A 20,683-nucleotide genomic window follows, 5' to 3' on the forward strand; every position below is an offset into this window, starting at 1 on the left:
CCGCCATCGTCTCACTCCGATTCGATGGACGACTCCGCGTGCGGCGCCCCGACGGGCTTGGACTCCGCCGAACCGCGCTGGCGCAGGTAGATCGAGAACGCCACCATGCATCCCACCGCCAGCAGCTCCGACTGCCAGTTCTGCAGGGTGCGGTTCCAGAACTCCGGACCCGTCACGTAGTCGATCCACGCGATCGGCGCCTCGCCGTGCTCGGCGGCCTCCTCGTTCGCGACGACGACGCCCGCCAGGGACTGTGCGAGCCAGGAGAGGAGGAAGACCGCGCCCATGACCAGCAGCAGCGAGTTGCCGTAGACGGCCGTGCGCCATCCGCCGATGCGCGCCCACCGGGGCGAGTCGGCGCTCGCGTGCCGGCCGACGAGCTGACTGCGATCGTCGCCGGGGCCTGCGTCACCGGGCTTCTTCGACTCGGGCGATCCGCGCTGCACGAGCCAGACCGTCGCGAGGATGAACAGGAAGAACTGCAGGAACTCGCTCTGCCAGTTCTCCGCGACGTCGACGAGGAACGAGGACGAGGTCACGAACTCGCCGAGCCCGACGGGAGGGCGGCCGTGCCGCACGAGCTCCTCGTTCTCGTTGGCGAGCCCGACGACCGCCTGCCCGGCGATCGCGGCGAGGAAGAGGCCGAGGAAGAGGAGTGACAGGCCGTGGTCGGCGATGCGTCGCATGACGTCTCCTCTCAGCGGCCGAGGAGGGGCAGGGCGATCATCACCGCGAGGCCGCCGCCCACGATGGCGGCCCAGACCCAGAACACGGCCCGCATGCCGGACGTGTCGCGGGAGCTCTCGGATGTGCGCATGTCGACGACGCTATGCCGGCGTCGGCCGGCCGCCCAGGCGGTTGACCCGCGTCGCGTGCCGCGGTAGCCGAGCGGTGATATAGCGGATCGCCTCGATCGTCAACCCGTGTCGCGGCGCCCGGCGCGATTCGTAGCATCGGGCGGGGACAAGGGACGGCGCTTCGCCGGCCCCGGAGGGAGTCATCATGGCCACCGCGCTCACCGCGGAGATCGACGTCGCCGCACCCGTCGCGCGCGTGTACGACCAGTGGACGCAGATCGAGACGTTCCCCGAGTATCTCGGCGCCGTGCAGTCGGTCCGCCAGATCGACGACGTGCGCTCGCGGTGGTCGGTGCGCATCGGCGGCCGCACGGAGGACTTCTACGCCGACGTCGTCGACCAGGTGCCGGACGACCACATCGTCTGGCAGAGCACGGACGGCATCTTCCACGTCGGCCGTGTGGACTTCGCCCCCGTCGACGGAGGCACGCGCATCCGCCTGCGCATGGTGTGGGAGCCGGACGGCGTGTTCGAGACCTTCGGCGCCGCGCTCGGTGTCGACAGCCGGCAGGCGCAGCGCGATCTCGAGCGGTTCAAGGCCTTCATCGAGGAGCGCGACGAGGCGACCGGCGCATGGCGCGGAGAGATCCACGACGACCGCAGCGGTCCCGCAGACGCGCTCTGACCACCAGACGCCGCGCGCGATGGCGGATAGGCTCGCGGCATGGGCAGATTCATCTACGGTTCCGGCGGGGACTCCGTCGACATCGACGACCGCGCGCTCGCACACCTCCGCATCGTCGTGATGAACAAGCTGCGCCGCTCAGAGCCGTTCATGTTCGACGCCTCCCTCGGCGAGGGGACAGGGCGCCGGTCGTTCTGGCTCCACCCCTCCGTGCCCCTGCAGTTCCAGTTCTCGGGCGGACGCTCTCCGCGGCTCAACCGCCTGTGGCTCGATGAGCTCATGAAGGCGGCGAGCGGCCCGTCGGGCCTCACGATCATGCCGGAGCCGATCGAGCCGACCGACGACCCGCACGCGACGGACGCCGTCTGAGCGACAGCGATTCCGACGATCGTCGGAATCAGGGTGCGGGCTGCAGCACGACCTTGATGCAGCCGTCGTCCTTCCTCTGGAAGGTCTCGTAGAGTCCGGGGCCCTCGTCGAGGCCGCCGCGGTGCGTCACGAGGCGCTCGGTGCCGAGCGGGTCGTCGTCCGCCTCGACGAGCGGCATGAGCGCATCCGTCCAGCGCTTCACGTTGCATTGGCCCATCCGCAGCGTCACCTGCTTGTCGAACAGCGTCTTCATGGGCATGACGTCGGCGTCTCCCGCGTACACGCCGGAGATCGAGATCGTCCCGCCGCGACGGACGAGGTCGACGGCGCGGTGGAGGGCCGCGAGGCGATCCACACCCGCGTGCTCCATGACGGGCTTCGACACAGCCGAGGGCAGGACCCCCATCGCCGCGTGCAGGCCGTGGACCACGGGCGAGCCGTGCGCCTCGAGCCCGACGGCGTCGATGACCGAGTCGGCCCCGCGGCCGGCCGTCTCGTCGGCGATCCGCTCGTCGAGGTCCGCGTCCTCCCACGCCTCGACGCCGTGCGCACGCGCGAGGGCGCGCCGCTCGGCCACCGGGTCGACGGCGATGACACGCCGGCCGAGGTGCGCGCCGACGCGGGCTGCGAACTGGCCGACGGGCCCGAGGCCGAGGACGAGGAGCGTCCCACCCTCCGGCACGTCGGCGTACTGGACCGCCTGCCACGCGGTCGGCAGGATGTCGCTGAGGAACAGGTAGCGGTCGTCGGGAAGGTCGTCGCCGACGGGGATCGTGTTGTGGTCGGCGAGCGGAACGCGCAGCAGCTCGGCCTGGCCGCCCGGCACCTGACCGTACAGCTTCGTGTACCCGAACAACGCGGCTCCCGTGCCGTGCTCGCGCACCTGCGTCGTCTCGCATTGCGACTGCAGGCCGCGTCGGCACATGAAGCAGTCGCCGCACGCGATGTTGAAGGGGACGACGACGCGCTGACCGACGCGCAGGTCCCGCACGTCGGCGCCGACCTCCTCGACGACGCCCATCGCCTCGTGCCCGAGGATGTCCCCCCGGTCGAGGAACGGCTTCATGAGCTCGTACAGGTGCAGATCCGATCCGCAGATCGCCGACGAGGTGATGCGGATGATCGCGTCGGTCCGCTCCTCGATCCGGGGGTCCGGCACCGTGCTCGTCTCGATCCGTCGTCGTCCCTGCCACGTGAGCGCCTTCATCGCGCCGCCTCCTCGTCTCGCCGGTCGCACCAGCCTCGGCGGCGGGCGGACGTCGGCGAAGGGGGTTGACAGCGCCGGAGGCCGTCACGCCTCGTCGGGGGAGATGATGTGCTCCTCGACGAGCGTGATGCCGCCGAGCGCGTTCGCCGACTGCGCGAGCTCTTCGAGCCACTCGCGGTTGAGCTCGGGCGCGACGGGCTCGTCGAACTCGAAGCGGACCGGGATCGCGGGGTGCACCCAGATGGTGCTGCGACCGGCCGGCTGGTCCTCGGGATGGCGCCACGACACGGCGAAGCTCTCGTCGCGCCGGAGCTTGGAGATGATGACGACCTTCAGGTGCGCGAGCGCGCGGTCCTCGATGTGGATCGGCGACGCCGATGCGCCGTAGTAGAGGGTGCCCATGGCGCCACCGTAGCGCGTCGCGTGCGGTCTCACAGCCGCCGCATAGTGCCCGGCGCTAGCGTGGTGACCATGAGCCCGACTCCCGTCGACGACGACATGCTCGAGCAGGCTCGAGCCCTCCGTGACGAGATGCAGCGGTTCCTCAACGAGTACCGCTTCGGGATGCGCGAGATCGAGACGAAGCTCTCCATCCTCCGCGAGGACTTCGAGCATGCGCACGCGTACAACCCCATCGAGCACGTCTCGAGCCGGTTGAAGACGATGGACAGCATCGCGGAGAAGGCCGACCGCAAGGGCCTCGAGCCGTCCATCGCGGCCATCAGGGAGAGCATCCTCGACATCGCGGGGGTCCGCGTCACGTGCAGCTTCGTGACCGACGCGTACCGGCTGTTCGAGCTGCTCGTCCGGCAGGACGACATCACGGTCCGCGAGGTGAAGGACTACATCGCGAACCCCAAGGACAACGGGTACAAGAGCCTGCACGCCATCGTCGAGGTGCCGGTCTTCCTCTCGACGGGGCCGGTCCAGGTCCCCGTCGAGGTGCAGTTCCGGACGATCGCGATGGATTTCTGGGCCAGCCTCGAGCACAAGATCTACTACAAGTACGACAAGCAGGTGCCGGGACGTCTCACCGACAGCCTCCGCGACGCCGCGCTGACGGCCGCCGAGCTCGACGACCGCATGGAGCGCCTCCACCGCGAGCTGCACGGAGAGCGGCCCGCTCCCGTCGCACCCCTCCAGCTGCTCGCGCGCGGCGACGGCGGGCCGACCGCGGCCTGACGCGACGGCTCCTCTCCTCGGGTCCCGACAGGCCTCTCCCGCGCCGCCGGTAGGGTGGCCGGATGGACGACCTGCCCGCCCTGCTCGCCGCGACCCGCGCGCGGCTCGACGGCGTCCCCGAGGAGGGCCTGGGGTCGTTCGTCGAGCGGGGCCGCGTCGTGCGCGCGCTCGGCGCGCGCCCCCGCATCGTGCGGGTCGGCGCCGCACGGCATCTCGGCGTCCTGCTCGTCGGGGACGATCTGCTCGCCGCCACCGGGACCATCCTGCGTGCGGCCGAGGAGGTGCGCCGCGGCTATGCCGCCGAGTCGCAGCGGCAGCGAGCGGAGCTGCGGGCGATGGCGTTCCGCGGGGGGTTCGCCGAGGGCGAGACCTTCCATCTCGACTGGCGGCCCGTCGACGTCGACCGCGTGGCGGCGGGCGGGGCGGACGGTCCGCTGTCGTGGCGCGACGGACGCCTCCTCGTCCGGTGGTCGCCGGCAGGATTCCTCCGGCCGCTCGACGAGTACCTCGACGAGCAGGTGCGGCTCGCCGTCGGCCTTCCCGACTGAGGCGCCGCTGTCAAGCCCGTGAGCGCGGGCGAAGCGGTCGTTAGCGTGACGGCATGACCGCGACGCGCTCGTCCGACATCCTCCGCCAGGTCGCCGTCCTCTCGGCGACCACCTTCATGATCATCGCCGCCATGGTGGGCACGGGGCTTCTCGGCGGCACGCCCGTGCAGGAGCTGCAGGGCGGCGCACTCGACGCCGACGCGAGCTTCCTCGCGCCCGCACGCCAGGCCTTCTCGATCTGGACGGCGATCTACGCCGGGCTCATCGCCTATGCCGTCTGGCAGGCGCTCCCCGGCCAGCGCGACAGCGAGCGGCAGCGGAGCCTCGGGTGGTGGATCGCCGCGACGGAGGTCCTCAACGGCCTGTGGCTGCTCGCGGCGCAGTTCACGACCCTCCCGATGACGGTCGTCGTCATCGCCGCGCTCGCGGCCGTGCTCGGTCTGACCTTCCGGCGCATCGTCCGCCGTCCCGGCCGCGGCGTCGTCTCGGCGATCCTCGTGGACGGGGTCACGGGTCTCCACCTCGGATGGGTGACGCTCGCGACCGTCGCCAACGTCGCCGCGTGGCTGACCCAGACGGCTCCTGACGACTGGGCGGCGTTCGCCTCGGTCGTCGGCGTCGTCGTGCTCGCGGTGGTCGCCGTCGTCGGCATCGCGATCGGATGGCAGGGGCGGGGCCGCGTCGCGCCGGCCGCGGCCCTCGCATGGGGGCTCGCGTGGCTCGCCGTGGGGCGCCTCGCGGGGGAGCCGGCAGACACCGCCATCGGGGTCGCCGCGATCGTCGTGGCGGTCGTCATCGCCGCCGCGGCTCTCGTGCGGCGGACGGCGCGTGCCTCGGCATGACGACGCCGCCGCCGGATCGCGGTCAGCGCGAGGAGTTCGCCGTGCGCCCTCGGATGATGCCGACGAGCGCCTGCACATCGTCGCCGTCGCGGTCGCGGAGCCACGCGAACGCGACGGGAGAGAGCGGCCCGCCCGCGAGCGGCCGGTACGTCACGTCGCGTCGATGATGCAACCGAGCGAGGGACATCGGCACCACGACGACGCCGACGCCCGTCGCCGCGGTCGCGATGGCGTCGGCCGTCGTCTCGAGCGGTTCGAAAGAGGGCGCGACCGTGCCGGGGAGGTCGAGGGGGCCGAGGACGTCGTCGCGAGGAACGAGGACGACGCTGCCGGCGAGGTCGTCGGGCGTGAGCTCGTCGACGACGGTGAGCTCGGAATCGACCGAGACGACGACGACGGGCACCTCGTCGTAGAGCGGGATGACGTGGAGGCCCGTCTCGTCGATCGGCCGGCGGACGATGGCGGCGTCGACCCTGCGCTCGTCGAGAGCGCGGCGCGCATCGTCGGCTTCGAGCGGGACGAGCTCGAGGGCGATGCGGGGCATCCGCTCGTTCCACCGGTCGATCCACCGCCCCGGTGTCGCACCGGGCACGGCGCCCAGACGGAGGACGCCCGGAGCGAGGGGGGCCGGAGCGGGGTCCGGCGAGACGGAGCGGCGCGGACTCGCGGCGCGCTTCGGCGTGCGCCCGGACGGCTTCGGCGCGCGTCCGCGCGCGCGACCCCCGGAACCCCTGCCCTGCGTCATCTCGCCAGCCTACGCGGCGACCGCACGGGCGGCCATCCGCTGCCCCGCGCCGCATCGGACCACCGCAATCGAGGCTCCCGACGGCCGAGGCGGCTGCGGGCGACGGGCGATGTCCATTCACGGGAATATCCCGTGGGGGCCGCTCGTTGTCGCAGGTGTCCGGCCTCACCAGGGGCCGCAGAAGGGCATCGTGGGTAAGAACTACGTCGACATCGAGAACGACCAGGGCGAGCTGCTGCGCTACCGCAAGCACGTGAACGGTCGGGGGCTCATCGCCACAGGAGCGAAGGTCCACCCCGACGCGCGTGTCGAGGCGGGGGCGTATGTCGAACCGGGTGCGCGCATCTCCGCGGGCGCGCGCATCGCGAGCGGAGCCTGGATCGACGCCAATGCGCTGATCGGGCCCAAGGCCATGATCGACGCCGGAGCGCACATCGGGCCGGGGGCCATGATCGGGGCGAACGCCCACATCGGCGTGCGGACGTCGGTGGGAGAGGGAGCGCGCGTCGCCGCCGGATCGCTCATCGGCGACGACATCACCATCCGTCAGGGCGAGGCGGTCGCGACCGACCGCAAGGGCTTCCTGCTCGCCGCCTGACGACCCCGACACGCACGACGACCCCGGCCGAAGGCCGGGGTCGTCGTGCGTGCGTGCTCAGCAGGCGCAGGCGGGAGCGCCGACGGGGCCGACGAGGGGATCGACGGCGCGGACGACCGGTCCGCCGGCGTCCTCGACCGGGTAGCCCTCGCGCGCCCAGTACTCGAAGCCGCCGATGAGGAGCCGCACCTCGTAGCCGAGCAGGGCGAAGGCGAGAGCCGCCTTGTCGCCGCCGTTGCAGCCGGGGCTCCAGCAGTACACCACCACGGGGGTGCCGGCGGGGATCTCGGCTGCGGCGCGCGCCTCGATCTCGCGCGTGGGGAGATGCACGGCGCCGACGGCGTGCCCCTGATCCCATGCCTCGCGCGAGCGCGTGTCGACGAGGACGAAGGGTGCGCCGGCCAGCTGGTCGGCGCGGACGTCGGACGCGTCGGTCTCGAGCGACAGCTTGGCGCGGAAGTGGGCGGCTGCGGCGGAGTTCGTCATGAGACCGAAGCTAGCGCCCGGCCCCGCCGCGCGCAGGGGCTCCGACCCGACATGGCAGGATCACTCCGCGGGCTGGCAGACGGGGCACCAGTAGACGAGCCGCTCGCGCGTCGGGTCGGGTCCCATCGCGCTCTTGCGGACGGGGGACCCGCATCGCAGGCAGGGCCGGCGCTCGCGGCCGTAGACCCACATCCGCCGCCCCGGCCGCGCGTCGCCCGTGAACGACCGCTGCGGCTGGTCGACGTTGCGGCGGATCGTGCGGGCGCCGAGATCGACGAGCGCCGCGGTGTCGACGTCGGCCATGCGCCGCGTGGGCGCGATGCCGCGCAGGAAGAGCAGCTCGTTGACGTACTCGGTGCCGAACCCGGCGACGTTGCGCTGATCGAGGAGGGCGACGTGAGCCGCGCGGGTGTCGAGAGAGAGCCGACGCGCCGCCTCGTCCGGGTCCCAATCCGGCCCGAGCGGATCGGGCCCGAGATGGCCGACGGCGCTGTCCTCGTCGCGCGTGCGGAGCAGCTCGACGATCCCGAGCTCGAAGCCGACCGTGTCGGCGCCGTCCGCGCAGACGATCGCGCGGGCCTGGTAGGCGGGGCGCCGCCATCGCCCGCCGGGCGGGTAGACGTGCCACTCGCCCTCCATGCGCAGGTGCGTGTGGAGGGTGTGCTCTCCGATGCGGTGCAGCAGGTGCTTGCCGCGCGCGACGACCCCGTGCACGGTCTCGCCGCGGAGGTCGGCGGTGGCCGCCTTCGGGACACGCAGGTCGAACCGCGTGACGGCGCGGCCGGCGAGCGCGACGTGCAGGCGTCGCGCCGCGCGATGGACGCTGTCGCCCTCGGGCATCAGCCGCGCTCCCGTCTCAGGGTGAGCCCCTTCGTCGACTCGACGAACCCGGCGGCGCGCAGCGCCCGGCCGAGCGCCGTGCCGAACACGAACGCGCCGTTCACCTGCTCGACGGTGAGGGTCTCGAGCCGCCGTGCCCGCGCGGTCGAGACGAGGTCGCGCGCCGCGGCGTCGAGAACCTCCTCGTCGTCGGAGAGCTGGAGCACCGTGCGACCGCCGCGTTCGAGGTAGAGCACGAGGGCGCCGTCCACGAGCACGACGAGCCCTCCCGCCTTGCGGCCGGGACGGTGCTTCACCCCGTCGATCGCGGGCCACGGCAGCGCGGCGCCGTAGGCGTTGGCGGGATCGGTCGCCGCGAGCGTGACGGCGTGCAGGGGTGCGGGCTCGGGCACGGCGGCGAACCGGCGCAGCCGGTCGATCGTCGACGACGCGGCGAACTGGGCCGCCCCGAGCTGCTCGATGAGGTAGCCGCGGCGGCAGTGACCCGCCTGCTCGAAGCCGGCGAGGATGCGGTACACCTGGGCGAACCCTCCCGGCACCTGCTCGCTCTGCACCGACCCGCGCGTCACGACGCCGTAGCGGTCGAGCAGCAGCGAGGCGCTCGCGGTCGCGCGCACGGCGGCATCGGGCTCGGCGGCGGGGAGCAGCGACCAGCGCCCGCCGAGGGCGGGGGGCCGCGGGGGCGCGGCCGTCGCCCCGGCACCGGAGGGGCGGAACGTGGCGCCGCGGTAGAGGCGCGCGCGGGGCGTGCGCCTGGCCGTCTTGTGGCTCTGAGACCCGCCGCCCAGCAGCGTGCGGAGGGGTGCGAAGGTGTCGTTCGTCACGCGGCCCGCCCACACGAGCGTCCACAGCGCCTCGACGACGGACTGCTCGTTCTCTGCACCCGTCATGGCGCGCAGCTGGCCCGCGAAGTAGGCGCCGCCGCCGTCGAGCGCCGCGACGAGCTGCGCCTCGAGCGAGCCGTCGGCGATGTCGCCCGTGCCGTCGGCGATCGTGAACGGCACGGCGTCGGCCGGGTGCAGCGCGACCCAGCCGTCCCTGCCGGGCAGAGCGCCGTGCCCCGACCACACCACCTCGCCCGTCGCCGTGAGCTCGTCGAGCATCGTGGGGGAGTAGTCGCGGACCCGCGAGGGGAGGACGAGCGCCTCCCAGGCGCTCGCGGGGATGGGCACCCCCGCGAGCTGCTCGACGACGGCGACGACGCCGTCCACTCCCTCGAGGGGGCGTCGGAGATGCTGCCAGTCGGGGAGGAAGCGCGCGAACGCATCGGGTGGGACGGGCTCCACGCTGCCGCGGAGGGCCGCGAGCGAGCGCATCCGGATGCGTCGCAGCGCCTCGGCGTCGCACCACTCGATCTCGTCGGAGATGGCGCCCTCGCGCTCGGGCAGGAAGAACCCGCTCGCGAGCCGCCCCTGCGCCTCCAGCCGTTGCAGAGCATGGCGGGCGACGGCGGCGCCGATGCCGAGCCTGGTCGCGACGGCGTCGGTCGTGAACGGGCCGTGCGCGCGGGCGTAGCGCGACACGAGGTCGCCGAGCGGGTCGGCGAGCGGCTCGAGGAACGCCACCGGGATGCCCACGGGCAGCGCCGTGCCGAGCGCATCCCGCAGCCGCCCGGCGTCCTCCACGGCGGCGATGCGCTCCTCGCCGCCGACCTGCACGCGGATGGCGCGGCGCGCCTCGATGAGCGCGGCGACGTGGTTCTCGGCGTCGCCGTCCTCGAGCCGCTCCCGCACCTCGGCCGTGCGGAGCGGCCCGATCACGCGGATGAGGTCGGCGACGCCCTCGAGACCGCGAGCCCGGCGGTCGGGAGCGAGCCGCTGGACCTCGGCTTCGTACTGGGCGAGCACGTCGGGGTCGAGGAGCTCGCGCATCTCCACGCGCCCCAGCAGCTCGCTGAGGAGCGCGGGATCGACGGAGAGCGCGGCCGCGCGCCGCTCCGCGAGCGGCGAGTCGCCCTCGTACATGAACGCGCCGACGTAGCCGAACAGCAGGTCGCGCGCGAAGGGCGACGGCTGCGACGGCTCGGTCTCGACGAGGCGGATGCGCCGCTCGGCGATGGCGCGCGTGACGCGCAGGAGGGCGGGGACGTCGTAGACGTCCTGCAGGACCTCGCGCAGGGTCTCGAGGATCACGGGGAACGTGGGATGCCGCTGCGCCACCTCGAGGAGGGCGGCCGAGCGCTGCCGCTGCTGCCACAGGGGCATGCGCTTGCCGGGGTTGAGGCGCGGCATGAGGAGGGCGCGCGCCGCGCACTCGCGGAAGCGCGAGGCGAACAGCGCCGATCCGCCCACCTCGTCCGTGACGATCTGCTCGAGCTCTTCGGCGTCGAAGACGAAGAGCTCGGCCCCGGGCGGTTCGGCCTCCGTGTCGGGGATGCGCGCGATGATCCCGTCATCGCTCGCCACGGCCGATCCCTCCACGCCGAGCCGCTCGCGGATGCGGGCGCTCACGGCGAGGGCCCACGGCGAATGGACGTGCATGCCGTACGGGGAGTGCAGGATGATGCGCCAGTCGCCGACCTCGTCGCGCCCTCGCTCGACTGTGAGCGACCGGTCGGTGGGGAGCGTCCCCGTGGCCTCGCGCTGCTCGGCGAGGTAGGCGAGCAGGTTCGCCCTCGCCTTCTCATCGAGGCCCGCGTCGATGAGCCGCTGCTGCGCCTTGGCCGGGTCGGCTGCCGTGATCTCGCGCGAGAACCGTCCGAGCGCCTCGCCGAGCTCGGCGGGGCGCCCGAGGCCGTCGCCGTGCCAGAACGGCACCTTGCCCGGTTGGCCGAACGCGGGGAGGACGTTCACGCGGTCGTGGGTGATCTCGACGATGCGCCAGCTCGTCGTGCCGAGGGTGAAGACGTCGTTGACCCGCGACTCGTAGACCATCTCCTCGTCGAGCTCCCCGACGCGCGCGTTGCGCGTCTCGCCGGCGATGAAGACCCCGAAGAGGCCGCGGTCGGGGATCGTGCCGCCGCTTGTGACGGCGAGCCGCTGCGAGCCGGGGCGCCCGGCGATCGTGCCGGCGTCCCTGTCCCACACGACGCGCGGGCGGAGCTCGGCGAACTCGTCGGACGGATAGCGCCCGGCGAGCAGGTCGAGCGTGGCCTCGAAGGCGCTGCGGGGGAGCGCGCGGAACGGGGCGCTGCGCCGCACGATCTCGTACCAGCGCTCCACCTCGATCTCCCCGAGCGCCGCGGCGGCGACGGTCTGCTGGGCGAGGATGTCGAGCGGGTTCTGCGGGACGGCGATGGCCTCGATCTGACCGTGCAGCATCCGCTCCGTGACCACGGCCGTGTGCAGCACATCGCCGCGATGCTTCGGGAACAGCGCCGCTCGGCTGATCTCGCCGACCTGATGGCCCGCGCGCCCCACCCGCTGGAGGCCGCTCGCGGCGCTCGGCGGCGCCTCGACCTGCACGACGAGGTCGACGGCGCCCATGTCGATGCCCAGCTCGAGGCTGCTCGTCGCGACGACGCAGCGCAGCGCGCCTGACTTGAGCTCCTCCTCCACGACGGCGCGCTGCTCCTTCGACACCGAGCCGTGATGCGCCTTGGCGAGCACGGGGTCGGCGCCCGCGGTCTGCCCCGCCTGCGCCATCATGGCGGCCGGCACGGCGGGATCGGGCAGGTCGAGGCCGAGCCGTTCGGCGTAGACCTCGTTGAGCCGGCCCGTGAGCCGCTCGGCGAGGCGGCGGGAGTTGGCGAAGACGATGGTCGACCGGTGGGCGAGCACACGGTCGACGATCGCCTCCTCGACGTGGGGCCAGACCGACCCCGTGATCTCCGTCGTCTCCGGTGCGAACCACTCGCCGTCCTCGTCGCCGTCGTCCGCGCCCCCCGGGGGCGGAGTCGCACCGGCGGCCGGAGGCGGGTTCTGCATGTCGTCGATGGGCACCGTCACCGTGAGCTCGAACGTCTTCGACGCCGGCGGGGCGACGATCTCGACGGGCGCGGCTCCGCCCAGGAACCGCGCGACCTCGTCGATGGGACGGACGGTCGCCGACAGGCCGATGCGCTGCGCCGGGGTCTCGAGCACCTCGTCGAGGCGCTCGAGGCTGACGGCGAGGTGGGCGCCGCGCTTCGTCGCGGCGACGGCATGCACCTCGTCGACGATCACGGTGTGCACATCGCGCAGGGTGTCGCGCGCCTGGCTCGTGAGCATGAGGTACAGCGACTCGGGGGTCGTGATGAGGATGTCGGGCGGATGGCGTACGAGACGCTGGCGGTCGGCAGACGGGGTGTCGCCCGAACGCACGCCGACGCTCACCTCGGGTGACGCCACGCCCAGGCGGCGGGCGGCCTGGGCGATGCCCACGAGCGGCGAGCGGAGGTTGCGCTCGACGTCGACGCCGAGCGCCTTGAGCGGCGACACGTAGAGGATGCGCGTGCGCTCAGCAGGGTCGTCGGCCTTCGCGCGGAAGACGCGGTCGATGGCCCAGAGGAACGACGACAGGGTCTTGCCCGAGCCCGTCGGGGCGACGACGAGCGCATGCCGTCCCTTCGAGACCGCCTCCCACGCACCCGCCTGCGCCGCCGTGGGCTCGTGGAAGGCGCCGCGGAACCACTCCCGTGTCGCCTCCGCGAACCGCTCCAGAACATCCACCCGTCCATCCTGCCCCCGGCCGCCGACATCGGGCGGGGGGCTTGCGCGGACGGCCGAGCAGGTGGACGCGCGCGACAGCTCGCGACACCGTGTTTGCGCCGTGTCGGCGCAGACCGGTATGTCTGGAGGTCGCAGACCATGCACGAGGGGGGAACCAGATGCCGGAGAACGACGAGCGCAGAGTCGAGGGCGCACAGCCGGACGCGGCCGAGCCCTCCGTTCCGCAGACGGGGCCATCCGTTCCGCAGACGGGGCCATCCGCTCCGCCGGATGGGCCGTACGTTCCCCTGGCGGGCCCTGTGGCCGGGCCGGCGTCGGTCGGCCCGCCGCCTCCGTTCCCGCCCGGATACGGACCGACGGCGGCGGCCCCCGCGACACAGCGCGCCGCCCCGCCGCTGCCGCGATCGCTCGTCGTGGGCGTGCTGACGACAGCCGCGGCGGCTGTCGTGTCGACGCTCGTCGCCGGTCTGCTGCTCGCGCTCGCCGCCCTGGCCCCGGCCGCCGACGCCGTGAGCTCCTTCGGGGGCGGCTCGGCGGACGCGTGGGACGGCGACTTCGCATCGTTCCTCGGCTTCGTCCTCGTGTGCGCCGGACTCGTCCTGGGCGGCGAGGTCTCGGTGAGCGCCGACGGGGCTGCCGGCCTGTTCTCGGCATCGGGGTCGGGCTCGGCGTGGATCTTCCCGCTCCTGCTCACGGCGGGCGTCCTCGTCTCAGCCGCGTGGTGGTCATGGCGTGCGGAGCGGCGCGAGCCGACCGGGACGGTCTGGGCTCGCGCCGTCGCCAGCGCGGCCGCCGCGCTCGTCGCGGCTCTCATCCTGCTCGCTCTCGTCGCGATCTCCGCGCCCAGGGTCGACGAGGGCGGCGTCTCCGTGCTCATCACGAGCGCGGGTCTCCGGCTCGTGGCGGTCGCCACGGTGCTCCTGACCGCCGCCGGGCTGCTCGGCCGCTGGCTCGCGTCGAGGGCGGCGCCTGCCGAGCGCGCCGCGGCGACGATCGCGCGCGTGCATGCGGGGCTGCCCGCCGTCGCACGGGAGCCGCTCACCGCGACCGCCGTCTTCTCCGCCGTCTTCGTGCCGCTCGCGATCATCGCGGGGGCGATCGTGGCGATCCGCGAGGACGCGGCCTCGGCCATCCCCCTCCTCATCCTGATGTCGGTCAACGCCGCCGCTCTCGTCGCCGTGCTCGCCCAGCTGGGCGGTGCGGAGGCATCGGCGGGAGCGGGTGCGTTCGGAGCGACGAGCGACGCGATCACGGTGTTCGGCATCGGAGAGTGGTGGGCATGGCTCGCCGTCGTCGCCGCGATCGCCGCCGCCCTCGTCGCCGCGCTCCGGATCGGCGTGCGCCGCGCCCGCACGACGGCCGTCGATCTCGCGCGCACCTGGCAGCTGCCCGTCGGCGTGCTCGCGGGCTGGGTGCTGTTCGGGTTCCTCTTCTTCGGTGCGTCCGCGGCAGGCTCCGGTGACGCGATGATGTTCGCGGGCGATGCGCGGGCCTCGCTCTCCCTCGCCTGGTGGTCGGTTCCCGTCCTCTTCGCCTGGGCGGCCGCGATCTCGCTGGGCGCCGAGGTGCTGCCCGCTGTCGTCTACGGGCTGTCGCCGCGGCTCCTCGAGGTCGTCGTCGGCCGCTCCGCCGCGGCCGCCTGGGTGGCGGGAGGTCCGCAGACGGGGACGCCTGCGGATGCGATGGCGCCACCGGCACCGCCCGCACCGCCGGCTCCCCTCAGCCCCAGGACGAAGAGGGCGCTCGTCGCGACCGGCATCGCGGCGGGGGCGATCGCCGTGCTCGGCATCGCCGGTGCCGTGGCGGTGTCCGCCGTCAACGCCGGCCGCGGGCCGGAGGCGGCCGTCGAGCAGTACGTGGGGCTCATCGCGGAGGGGCGCGCGGAGGCGGCGACGGCGCTCGTCGACCCCGACATCGCGAACGCCGAACGCGGATTCCTCGTCGACGCCGTGCTCGGTGCCGCGACCGAGCGGATCTCCGATGTGGAGGTCGAGGTCTCGGTCGTGGGCGACACGGGCTACGCCGACGTCGCATACCGTCTCGACGGCGTCGAGCAGAGCGCGACGCTCGACGTCGAGCGGCAGGACAACGAGTGGCTCGTCCTCGAGAGCTGGCGCGTCGCCTCTCCGCTCGTCTCCGAGGTGGCGGTGGTCGCGAGCGGCGGCGCCGTCGAGATCGGCGGCATCGAGGTCCCGCTCGACGAGTACGGCTACGGAACCGCCGTCGTCTATCCGGGCGTGTACGAGGTCTCGCCCGTGGCCACGCGGTTCTTCGAGGCAGATCCCGTCACGGCCGTCTCGGCAGGGCCGCTGTCGTTCGGGACGCCGGTCGACGTGGCGTTCGAGCCGACCGCCGTCCTCCAGGAGGAGATCGACGCGCAGATGACGGCATACGTCGACGGCTGCGCCCAGCAGACCGTCGGCGATCCGGAGGGCTGCCCGTTCGCGGTGTACGTCTACCCGTCGGACACGGAGGTGACGTGGGCCGTGGAGTCGTATCCATCGGTCGAGATCTCCGAGGACGGCACCGGCTTCCGCGCGAGCGGGGGCACCGCGATCGCCACCTACATTGACACCGGCTTCTTCTCCGACGACGAGGAGGAGGTCTCCGAGGAGGTGGACATCTCGTTCTCGGGCGACATCGGGATCGACGGCGACGAGGTGACGATCACCACCGACGGCTACTGGTGGTGAGAGCATCCGGGCGGCGGCGCGCGCGTCGCCGCCCGGACCCGACGGGCTACGCCCCGTTCACAGGGGCGAGCTCGCGCTCGGCGAGCACCCCGTCGCGCAGCTCCAGCACGAGATCGGGATCGAGCCGGGCGAGGAAGGCGTCGTCGTGGCTCACGACGAGCACCGCGCCCCGATAGGCCCTCAGCGCGTCGAGCAGCTGCGCGACCGTGTCGATGTCGAGGTCGTTCGTCGGCTCGTCGAGGACGAGGAGCGGTGGCGGCGGGTCGGCGAGCAGGAGCCGTGCCAACGCGACGCGGAAGCGCTCCCCTCCCGACAGGCTGCCGACGGAGCGGTCGACGACGGCGCCGCGCAGCAGGAACCGGGCGAGCCGGTTCCGCAGCTCCCGATCCGGCGTGTGCGGCGCCGACGCGCGCACCGCGTCGAGCACGCTCGCGTCGTCGTCGAGGTCGTCCACCCGTTGCGGCAGGTACGCCGCGTGGTCGACGTGGAGCGTGCCGCCCACTGCGCCGAGCGCCGGCCCGCCGCCTGCGCCGACGAGGGCGCGCAGCAGCGTCGACTTCCCCGCGCCGTTCGGTCCCGTGAGCGCGACGCGCTCCGGCCCCTGCACGACCCACGACCGCTCCGCATCGCGGAGGGTCGCGATGCGCCGCGTGGCCGGGACACCGGGGTCGGGCAGATCGATCCGGATGGCGTCGTCGTCGCGGACGCGCAGCCCTGCGGCGTCGAGCGCGTCGCGGGCGGACGACTCCTTCTCGCGCATCTCGACGCCGAGCCGGCCCGCCGACACCTCAGCGGCCATCCGCCTGCCGTGCGCCACGATGCGGGGAACGCGCTTCTCGGCCTCGGCCCTGCGCGCCGTCCGCGCGCGACGGGCGAGCTTCACCTCCGCCTCGATGCGCTGGCGCTTCTCCCTGCGGAGCGCGCGCTCGGCGTCGCGTTCGGCCTGCGCCGCCGCATCCTGCTCGGCGTCCAGCCACGAGCGCCACTGCGAGTAGGGGCCGCCGAACACCGTCAGCTCGTCGGCGTACAGCTCCGCCGTGTCGTCCATGAGCTCGAGCAGCTCGGTGTCGTGCGATACGACGACGAGCGCGCCGCGCCATCCGCGCACGATGTCGTGCAGCCGCAGTCTGGCGTCGCGGTCGAGGTTGTTCGTCGGCTCGTCGAGCAGCGTGATCGCGGCGCCGCGCAGGCGGATGCCCGTGAGCGCTGCGAGCACGGCCTCGCCGCCCGACAGCATCCCGACGGTGCGGTCGAGCGCGTCGCCGGGAAGCCCTGCTTCGGCGAGGGCCGCGCGTCCGCGCGCCTCGACGTCCCAGTCGTCTCCGACGGCGTCGAAGTGGGCCGGGTCGACGTCGCCCGCCTCGATGGCGCGCACGGCGGCGAGCGGACCGGCGATGCCGAGGAGGTCGGCGACCGGACGGGCGGGATCCACCGCCAGGCGCTGCGGCAGGTACGCGACGTCGCCGTCGGCGACGATGCGCCCCGACGTCGGCGTCAGCTCGCCGGCCGCGAGGCGCAGCAGGGTGGACTTGCCGGAGCCGTTTCGGCCGACGAGGCCCGTGCGGCCGCGGCCGAACGTGCCGGACACGTCGGCGAGCGCGACGGATCCGTCCGGCCACGCGAAGGAGACGTGATCGAGAGTGAGAGCGGGCATGGGCGACTTCCGGTCGATGTGCAGATGGGATGCACCGACACCGGACGCTCGCCTTCAGGCGAGCGGCTCGCAGGGCCCGGGAGGGCCGGCGGGATGTTCCGAGGGAGAACGCGAGCGTCGACGGGTCAGCGCGTGAGCGCGGAAGCGTCGATCGTCTTCAACGTCGTCTCCAGACCTCGGGAACAGGACCCGACCACTGTACACACATCCTCCCCTGGTCGCACGCGCCGCGGGAGGAATCCGTCGCGCGGGGGAGGCGCCCCGAGGTGCCGCCCCGTAGCGTCGAAGAGTCAGAGGGACACGGAGGCGGACGGGCGCAGGGCTCGCCCTCGGGATCGCGATGGGGATCGCGTTCCCGCTCGCCTCCGGAGCCGAGCGCCGCCGCGGGGGCGGCGGCGACTCGGCCCGCTCTGGCCGGCGCCGAGGGTCAGCGCAGGCGCTTGTCGAGGAACACGCGCAGATCGTCGAGCTCCGCGGGCGACACCGCGTGGCCGAGGCCGGGGTAGATCCGGCCGACGAGATCGGCATGACCCGGCAGCCAGTCGGTCGTGTGCGCGACGAGAGGCTCGGGGATGACGGTGTCGTGCGTGCCGCGCCCCCAGAACACGGGCGGGCGGGCGTCCGCCAGCGCGGCGTCTCCGGGGAGCACGCCGGGCGTCGCATAGCCCGACAGGTTCGCCGCGAAGTCGAACCGGGCGGGGGAGAGGCGCATGGCCTGCAGCGAGATCGCGCCGCCCTGCGAGAAGCCGAGCAGGCCGACGCTCCTGTCGGCGCCGAGCGTAGTCTCGACCCACTCCAGCAGCCGGTGCGCCGCCTCCGTCGTGCGCGCGGCATCGCGGCTCTCCAGCCCCTCGATGGGGTACCAGGCGTGACCCGGCTGCGGCCACGGCATGGGCAGCGGCGCCCGGACGGCGGCGTAGGCGAAGCCGTCCGGCAGCAGCGGGGCGAGCGCGATCAGGTCGGTCTCGTCGGAGCCGTAGCCGTGCAGCAGCACGACGACGGGGCGGCCGTCGTCCTCGCCGTGCCAGCGCACGGCGGCGGCGTCCAGGGCGGGCGTGGTGTCCATCCCTCCATGGTGGCGCACGCTCCGGCCGCCCGCTCGCCGGGACGCGCACCCGCCCGCGCGCGGTGCGGGTGCGCGGATCGTCGGCGGCAGAGGGTAGAAAGGACGCATGGCCGTGCGCACCCCGGATCCCGATCCCGAAGAGCTCCCCGACGAGCCTCGGCTCCCGTCCGATCTGGGCGCGAGCGGTCTCGGGGCCGTGCCGGGCGGGTCGTCGAACCCCGCATGGCTCAGCGACTTCGAGCTCGAGGCCGCGCGTCGCCGCCTCCCGATGCTCTACGTCGAGGCGGTTCCCGTGCGCATCGACGGCGTCGGCCAGGTCACCGACGTGGGGATCCTGCTGCGCGCGACGAGCGTCGGCGAGATCACGCGCACGATCGTCTCCGGGCGCGTCCGCTACGGCGAGACCGTGCGCGACGCGCTGTTCCGCCACCTCGAGAACGACCTCGGACCGATGGCGTTCCCGCTCCTGCCGCCGTCGCCCGTGCCGTTCACGGTGGCGGAGTACTTCCCCCTCCCCGGGGTCACGGCGTTCCACGACGACCGGCAGCATGCCGTCTCGCTCGCCTTCGTCGTGCCGGTCACGGGAACGTGCGAGCCGCGGCAGGACGCGCTCGAGGTCACGTGGATGTCGCCGGCGGAAGCTGCGAGCGACGCGCTGTCGGCCGAGATGGAGGGCGGCCGCGGATCGCTCGTCCGCCTCGCGCTGGCATCGGTCGGGGCGCTGCGCTGACCGCTGTGTGACACTCCGTGACGCCTGCGTGTTACGGCCGTCCGTAATCTCCTACCCCGCCGGTGGGGGAACACCCTAGCGTCGTCGGCATGCAGACACTCGTCCTCCTCGCCGTGATCGGCTTCGCCGCCCAGCTCGTCGACGGCGCCCTCGGCATGGCGTACGGAGTGACGTCGACGACGCTGCTGCTGACGATCGGCGCGGCCCCGGCGGCGGCGAGCGCGTCGGTGCATCTCGCCGAGATCGGGACGACGCTCGCCTCCGGCATCTCGCACTGGCGCTTCGGCAACGTCGACTGGAAGACGGTGCTGAAGATCGGCGTCCCCGGCGCCGTCGGCGCCTTCGCGGGAGCGACGTTCCTGTCGGGGCTCTCGACCGAGGCGGCCGCGCCGGTGACGAGCGGCATCCTGCTGGCGCTGGGCGCGTACATCCTCGTGCGCTTCACCGTGAAGGGGCTGCCGAAGCGCCGCAGCGACAAGCCCCTGCCGCTCGCGTTCCTCGCACCGCTCGGGATCGTGGGCGGATTCCTCGACGCCTCGGGCGGCGGCGGGTGGGGCCCTGTCGGCACGCCCGCCCTGCTCTCGAGCGGGCGCCTCGAGCCGCGCAAGGTGATCGGCACGATCGACACGAGCGAGTTCCTCGTCGCGATCGCGGCCTCGGTCGGCTTCCTCATCGGGCTGGGGACGGGCGGCTTCGACCTCGGCTGGGTGGTCGCGCTCCTCGCCGGCGGCGGCGCCGCTCGCCGCGTGGCTGGTGCGCAAGCTGCCGCCGCGCATCCTCGGCTCCCTCGTGGGCGGGCTGATCGTGCTGACGAACACCCGGACCATCCTCCGGTCGATCGAGACGCCCGATGCGACGCTCGGCGTCGTGCTCGCCGCGATCGCCGTCGTCTGGATCGCGGCCGTGGCATGGTCCATCCGCGCCCACCGCCGTGCGCGGCGCGCGGAGCGTGCAGGGACTGCCGAGGCCGCGGCCGCGGAGCCGGCGCTCGTCGACTGAGACGGGATCAGACCCTCGGGCGACGACGGGTCACGGGTTCTCCCACGCCACGGGGTCCGACGTCAGCGCCGCCACGTCGGGCGGAAGCCGCTCGGCCGCGAGATCGGCCAGGGTCGTTCCCTCGAGCACGCTGCGGACGTTCGCGCGCAGCGCCACCCACAGCTGGAGGAGCGCACCCTCCTCCGCCATATCGGACGGACGCTGGTCGCGCACGAAGACGAGCGGGCCGTCCACGGCGCGGATGACGTCGGCGACGGTGACGGCGCCGGCGGGGCGGTCGAGCTCGTAGCCGCCGTTCGCCCCGCGGCGGCTCGCGACGATGCCGGCGCGGACGAGGGAGGTGAGGATGCCCTCGAGGAACTTGGCGGGGATGTCCTCGTCCGCCGCGATCCGCGGTGAGGACAGGCGCCCCGGTGCGCGGGCGAGGAAGACGGCCGCGCGCACGGCGTACTCGGCCCGGGCGGAGATGCGCATTCCCCGATCATGGCACGCGGCGCCGAGCCTGGCCGGGAAAGTGTCTCTCGCCCAGGTCGCAGTTTCCGTCCTGTACCGGCCGTTAGAGGCCGCGAACTGCGACCTGGGCGAGGTTACCCTCTCGCCCAGGTCGCAGTTTCCGTCCTGTAACGGCCGTTCGGGGCCGCGAACGGCGACCT

The 20,683-nt window shown here is 73.5% G+C and carries 18 protein-coding genes and 1 pseudogene; 9 read left to right on the forward strand and 10 right to left on the reverse strand.

Annotation, left to right across the window (positions count from 1 at the left end):
* Positions 1-11 precede the first annotated feature (11 nt).
* Positions 12-686, reverse strand: coding sequence for a DUF6766 family protein (locus ABD998_RS10700; RefSeq protein ID WP_345438919.1), 675 nt, complete (start codon positions 684-686; stop codon positions 12-14).
* Between the two features lie 316 nt (positions 687-1,002).
* On the opposite strand from ABD998_RS10700, the gene ABD998_RS10705 reads away from it, so the two are divergent.
* Both ABD998_RS10705 and ABD998_RS10710 read left to right on the forward strand, forming a co-directional pair.
* On the forward strand, positions 1,003-1,482 hold the full coding sequence (locus tag ABD998_RS10705; RefSeq protein WP_345438921.1) for an SRPBCC family protein: 480 nt from the start codon (positions 1,003-1,005) through the stop codon (positions 1,480-1,482).
* 39 nt (positions 1,483-1,521) lie between these two features.
* On the forward strand, positions 1,522-1,851 hold the full coding sequence (locus tag ABD998_RS10710) for a DUF7882 family protein (RefSeq protein ID WP_345438923.1): 330 nt from the start codon (positions 1,522-1,524) through the stop codon (positions 1,849-1,851).
* Positions 1,852-1,879: 28 nt separating this feature from the next.
* Here the strand turns inward: ABD998_RS10710 and ABD998_RS10715 are convergent, their stop codons facing one another.
* Positions 1,880-3,058, reverse strand: a complete 1,179-nt coding sequence (locus ABD998_RS10715; protein ID WP_345438925.1) for an alcohol dehydrogenase catalytic domain-containing protein — start codon at positions 3,056-3,058, stop codon at positions 1,880-1,882.
* An 84-nt stretch (positions 3,059-3,142) separates the two neighbouring features.
* Complete coding sequence (locus ABD998_RS10720) at positions 3,143-3,460, reverse strand: DUF7882 family protein (RefSeq protein ID WP_345438927.1); 318 nt, start codon at positions 3,458-3,460, stop codon at positions 3,143-3,145.
* Between the two features lie 69 nt (positions 3,461-3,529).
* On the opposite strand from ABD998_RS10720, the gene ABD998_RS10725 reads away from it, so the two are divergent.
* From ABD998_RS10725 to ABD998_RS10735, 3 genes are all read left to right on the forward strand, one after another.
* Positions 3,530-4,240: a GTP pyrophosphokinase gene (locus tag ABD998_RS10725; protein ID WP_345438929.1), complete on the forward strand. Its 711-nt coding sequence runs from the start codon at positions 3,530-3,532 to the stop codon at positions 4,238-4,240.
* A gap of 62 nt (positions 4,241-4,302) precedes the next feature.
* Positions 4,303-4,788 (forward strand): glutaminase, encoded by a 486-nt coding sequence (locus ABD998_RS10730; protein WP_345438931.1) that lies wholly within the window; start codon positions 4,303-4,305, stop codon positions 4,786-4,788.
* A gap of 53 nt (positions 4,789-4,841) precedes the next feature.
* Positions 4,842-5,630, forward strand: a complete 789-nt coding sequence (locus ABD998_RS10735) for a tryptophan-rich sensory protein (RefSeq protein ID WP_345438933.1) — start codon at positions 4,842-4,844, stop codon at positions 5,628-5,630.
* A gap of 22 nt (positions 5,631-5,652) precedes the next feature.
* Here the strand turns inward: ABD998_RS10735 and ABD998_RS10740 are convergent, their stop codons facing one another.
* Positions 5,653-6,375, reverse strand: coding sequence for a LysR substrate-binding domain-containing protein (locus tag ABD998_RS10740; RefSeq protein ID WP_345438935.1), 723 nt, complete (start codon positions 6,373-6,375; stop codon positions 5,653-5,655).
* A 190-nt stretch (positions 6,376-6,565) separates the two neighbouring features.
* Between ABD998_RS10740 and ABD998_RS10745 the strand changes: the two genes are divergently transcribed.
* Positions 6,566-6,973: a DapH/DapD/GlmU-related protein gene (locus ABD998_RS10745; protein ID WP_345438937.1), complete on the forward strand. Its 408-nt coding sequence runs from the start codon at positions 6,566-6,568 to the stop codon at positions 6,971-6,973.
* A 57-nt stretch (positions 6,974-7,030) separates the two neighbouring features.
* On the opposite strand, the gene ABD998_RS10750 is transcribed toward ABD998_RS10745, so the two are convergent.
* The 3 genes from ABD998_RS10750 to ABD998_RS10760 are packed head-to-tail and all read right to left on the reverse strand — an operon-like array spanning position 7,031 to position 12,888.
* The gene (locus ABD998_RS10750; protein ID WP_345438939.1) at positions 7,031-7,459 is read right to left on the reverse strand and encodes a rhodanese-like domain-containing protein; all 429 of its coding nucleotides are present in this window, start codon (positions 7,457-7,459) and stop codon (positions 7,031-7,033) included.
* A gap of 60 nt (positions 7,460-7,519) precedes the next feature.
* A complete protein-coding gene (locus tag ABD998_RS10755; RefSeq protein WP_345438941.1) occupies positions 7,520-8,299 on the reverse strand; it encodes a DNA-formamidopyrimidine glycosylase family protein in 780 nt (259 codons plus the stop codon).
* Positions 8,299-12,888 carry an ATP-dependent helicase gene (locus ABD998_RS10760; protein WP_345438943.1) on the reverse strand — a complete coding sequence of 1,530 codons (4,590 nt, stop codon included), beginning with the start codon at positions 12,886-12,888 and terminating at the stop codon, positions 8,299-8,301. The genes ABD998_RS10755 and ABD998_RS10760 overlap by 1 nt, the downstream gene beginning before the upstream one ends.
* Before the next feature lie 158 nt (positions 12,889-13,046).
* Here ABD998_RS10760 and ABD998_RS10765 point away from each other — a divergent pair, with 158 nt between their 5' ends.
* The gene (locus ABD998_RS10765; RefSeq protein ID WP_345438945.1) at positions 13,047-15,581 is read left to right on the forward strand and encodes a hypothetical protein; all 2,535 of its coding nucleotides are present in this window, start codon (positions 13,047-13,049) and stop codon (positions 15,579-15,581) included.
* Positions 15,582-15,627: 46 nt separating this feature from the next.
* Here the strand turns inward: ABD998_RS10765 and ABD998_RS10770 are convergent, their stop codons facing one another.
* Together ABD998_RS10770 and ABD998_RS10775 are read right to left on the reverse strand one after the other, a co-directional pair.
* A complete protein-coding gene (locus tag ABD998_RS10770) occupies positions 15,628-17,235 on the reverse strand; it encodes an ATP-binding cassette domain-containing protein (RefSeq protein WP_345438947.1) in 1,608 nt (535 codons plus the stop codon).
* Between the two features lie 427 nt (positions 17,236-17,662).
* A complete protein-coding gene (locus ABD998_RS10775; protein WP_345438949.1) occupies positions 17,663-18,301 on the reverse strand; it encodes an alpha/beta hydrolase in 639 nt (212 codons plus the stop codon).
* A 106-nt stretch (positions 18,302-18,407) separates the two neighbouring features.
* Here ABD998_RS10775 and ABD998_RS10780 point away from each other — a divergent pair, with 106 nt between their 5' ends.
* On the forward strand, positions 18,408-19,031 hold the full coding sequence (locus ABD998_RS10780; protein ID WP_345438951.1) for an NUDIX hydrolase family protein: 624 nt from the start codon (positions 18,408-18,410) through the stop codon (positions 19,029-19,031).
* Positions 19,032-19,120: 89 nt separating this feature from the next.
* Positions 19,121-20,030: pseudogene (locus tag ABD998_RS10785) on the forward strand (sulfite exporter TauE/SafE family protein).
* A gap of 30 nt (positions 20,031-20,060) precedes the next feature.
* On the opposite strand, the gene ABD998_RS10790 reads toward ABD998_RS10785, so the two are convergent.
* Positions 20,061-20,504: an RrF2 family transcriptional regulator gene (locus ABD998_RS10790; protein WP_345438953.1), complete on the reverse strand. Its 444-nt coding sequence runs from the start codon at positions 20,502-20,504 to the stop codon at positions 20,061-20,063.
* Between the last annotated feature and the right edge of the window lie 179 nt (positions 20,505-20,683).

It is taken from the genome of Microbacterium gilvum (assembly GCF_039543865.1).
Lineage (GTDB): Bacteria > Actinomycetota > Actinomycetes > Actinomycetales > Microbacteriaceae > Microbacterium > Microbacterium gilvum.

Bases quoted from the DNA above. Each gene is read 5' to 3' on its own strand.
- ABD998_RS10700 (WP_345438919.1), bottom strand. From the start codon at position 686: ATGCGACGCATCGCCGACCACGGCCTGTCACTCCTCTTCCTCGGCCTC.
- ABD998_RS10705 (WP_345438921.1), top strand. From the start codon at position 1,003: ATGGCCACCGCGCTCACCGCGGAGATCGACGTCGCCGCACCCGTCGCG.
- ABD998_RS10710 (WP_345438923.1), top strand. From the start codon at position 1,522: ATGGGCAGATTCATCTACGGTTCCGGCGGGGACTCCGTCGACATCGAC.
- ABD998_RS10715 (WP_345438925.1), bottom strand. From the start codon at position 3,058: ATGAAGGCGCTCACGTGGCAGGGACGACGACGGATCGAGACGAGCACG.
- ABD998_RS10720 (WP_345438927.1), bottom strand. From the start codon at position 3,460: ATGGGCACCCTCTACTACGGCGCATCGGCGTCGCCGATCCACATCGAG.
- ABD998_RS10725 (WP_345438929.1), top strand. From the start codon at position 3,530: ATGAGCCCGACTCCCGTCGACGACGACATGCTCGAGCAGGCTCGAGCC.
- ABD998_RS10730 (WP_345438931.1), top strand. From the start codon at position 4,303: ATGGACGACCTGCCCGCCCTGCTCGCCGCGACCCGCGCGCGGCTCGAC.
- ABD998_RS10735 (WP_345438933.1), top strand. From the start codon at position 4,842: ATGACCGCGACGCGCTCGTCCGACATCCTCCGCCAGGTCGCCGTCCTC.
- ABD998_RS10740 (WP_345438935.1), bottom strand. From the start codon at position 6,375: ATGACGCAGGGCAGGGGTTCCGGGGGTCGCGCGCGCGGACGCGCGCCG.
- ABD998_RS10750 (WP_345438939.1), bottom strand. From the start codon at position 7,459: ATGACGAACTCCGCCGCAGCCGCCCACTTCCGCGCCAAGCTGTCGCTC.
- ABD998_RS10755 (WP_345438941.1), bottom strand. From the start codon at position 8,299: ATGCCCGAGGGCGACAGCGTCCATCGCGCGGCGCGACGCCTGCACGTC.
- ABD998_RS10765 (WP_345438945.1), top strand. From the start codon at position 13,047: ATGCCGGAGAACGACGAGCGCAGAGTCGAGGGCGCACAGCCGGACGCG.
- ABD998_RS10770 (WP_345438947.1), bottom strand. From the start codon at position 17,235: ATGCCCGCTCTCACTCTCGATCACGTCTCCTTCGCGTGGCCGGACGGA.
- ABD998_RS10775 (WP_345438949.1), bottom strand. From the start codon at position 18,301: ATGGACACCACGCCCGCCCTGGACGCCGCCGCCGTGCGCTGGCACGGC.
- ABD998_RS10780 (WP_345438951.1), top strand. From the start codon at position 18,408: ATGGCCGTGCGCACCCCGGATCCCGATCCCGAAGAGCTCCCCGACGAG.
- ABD998_RS10790 (WP_345438953.1), bottom strand. From the start codon at position 20,504: ATGCGCATCTCCGCCCGGGCCGAGTACGCCGTGCGCGCGGCCGTCTTC.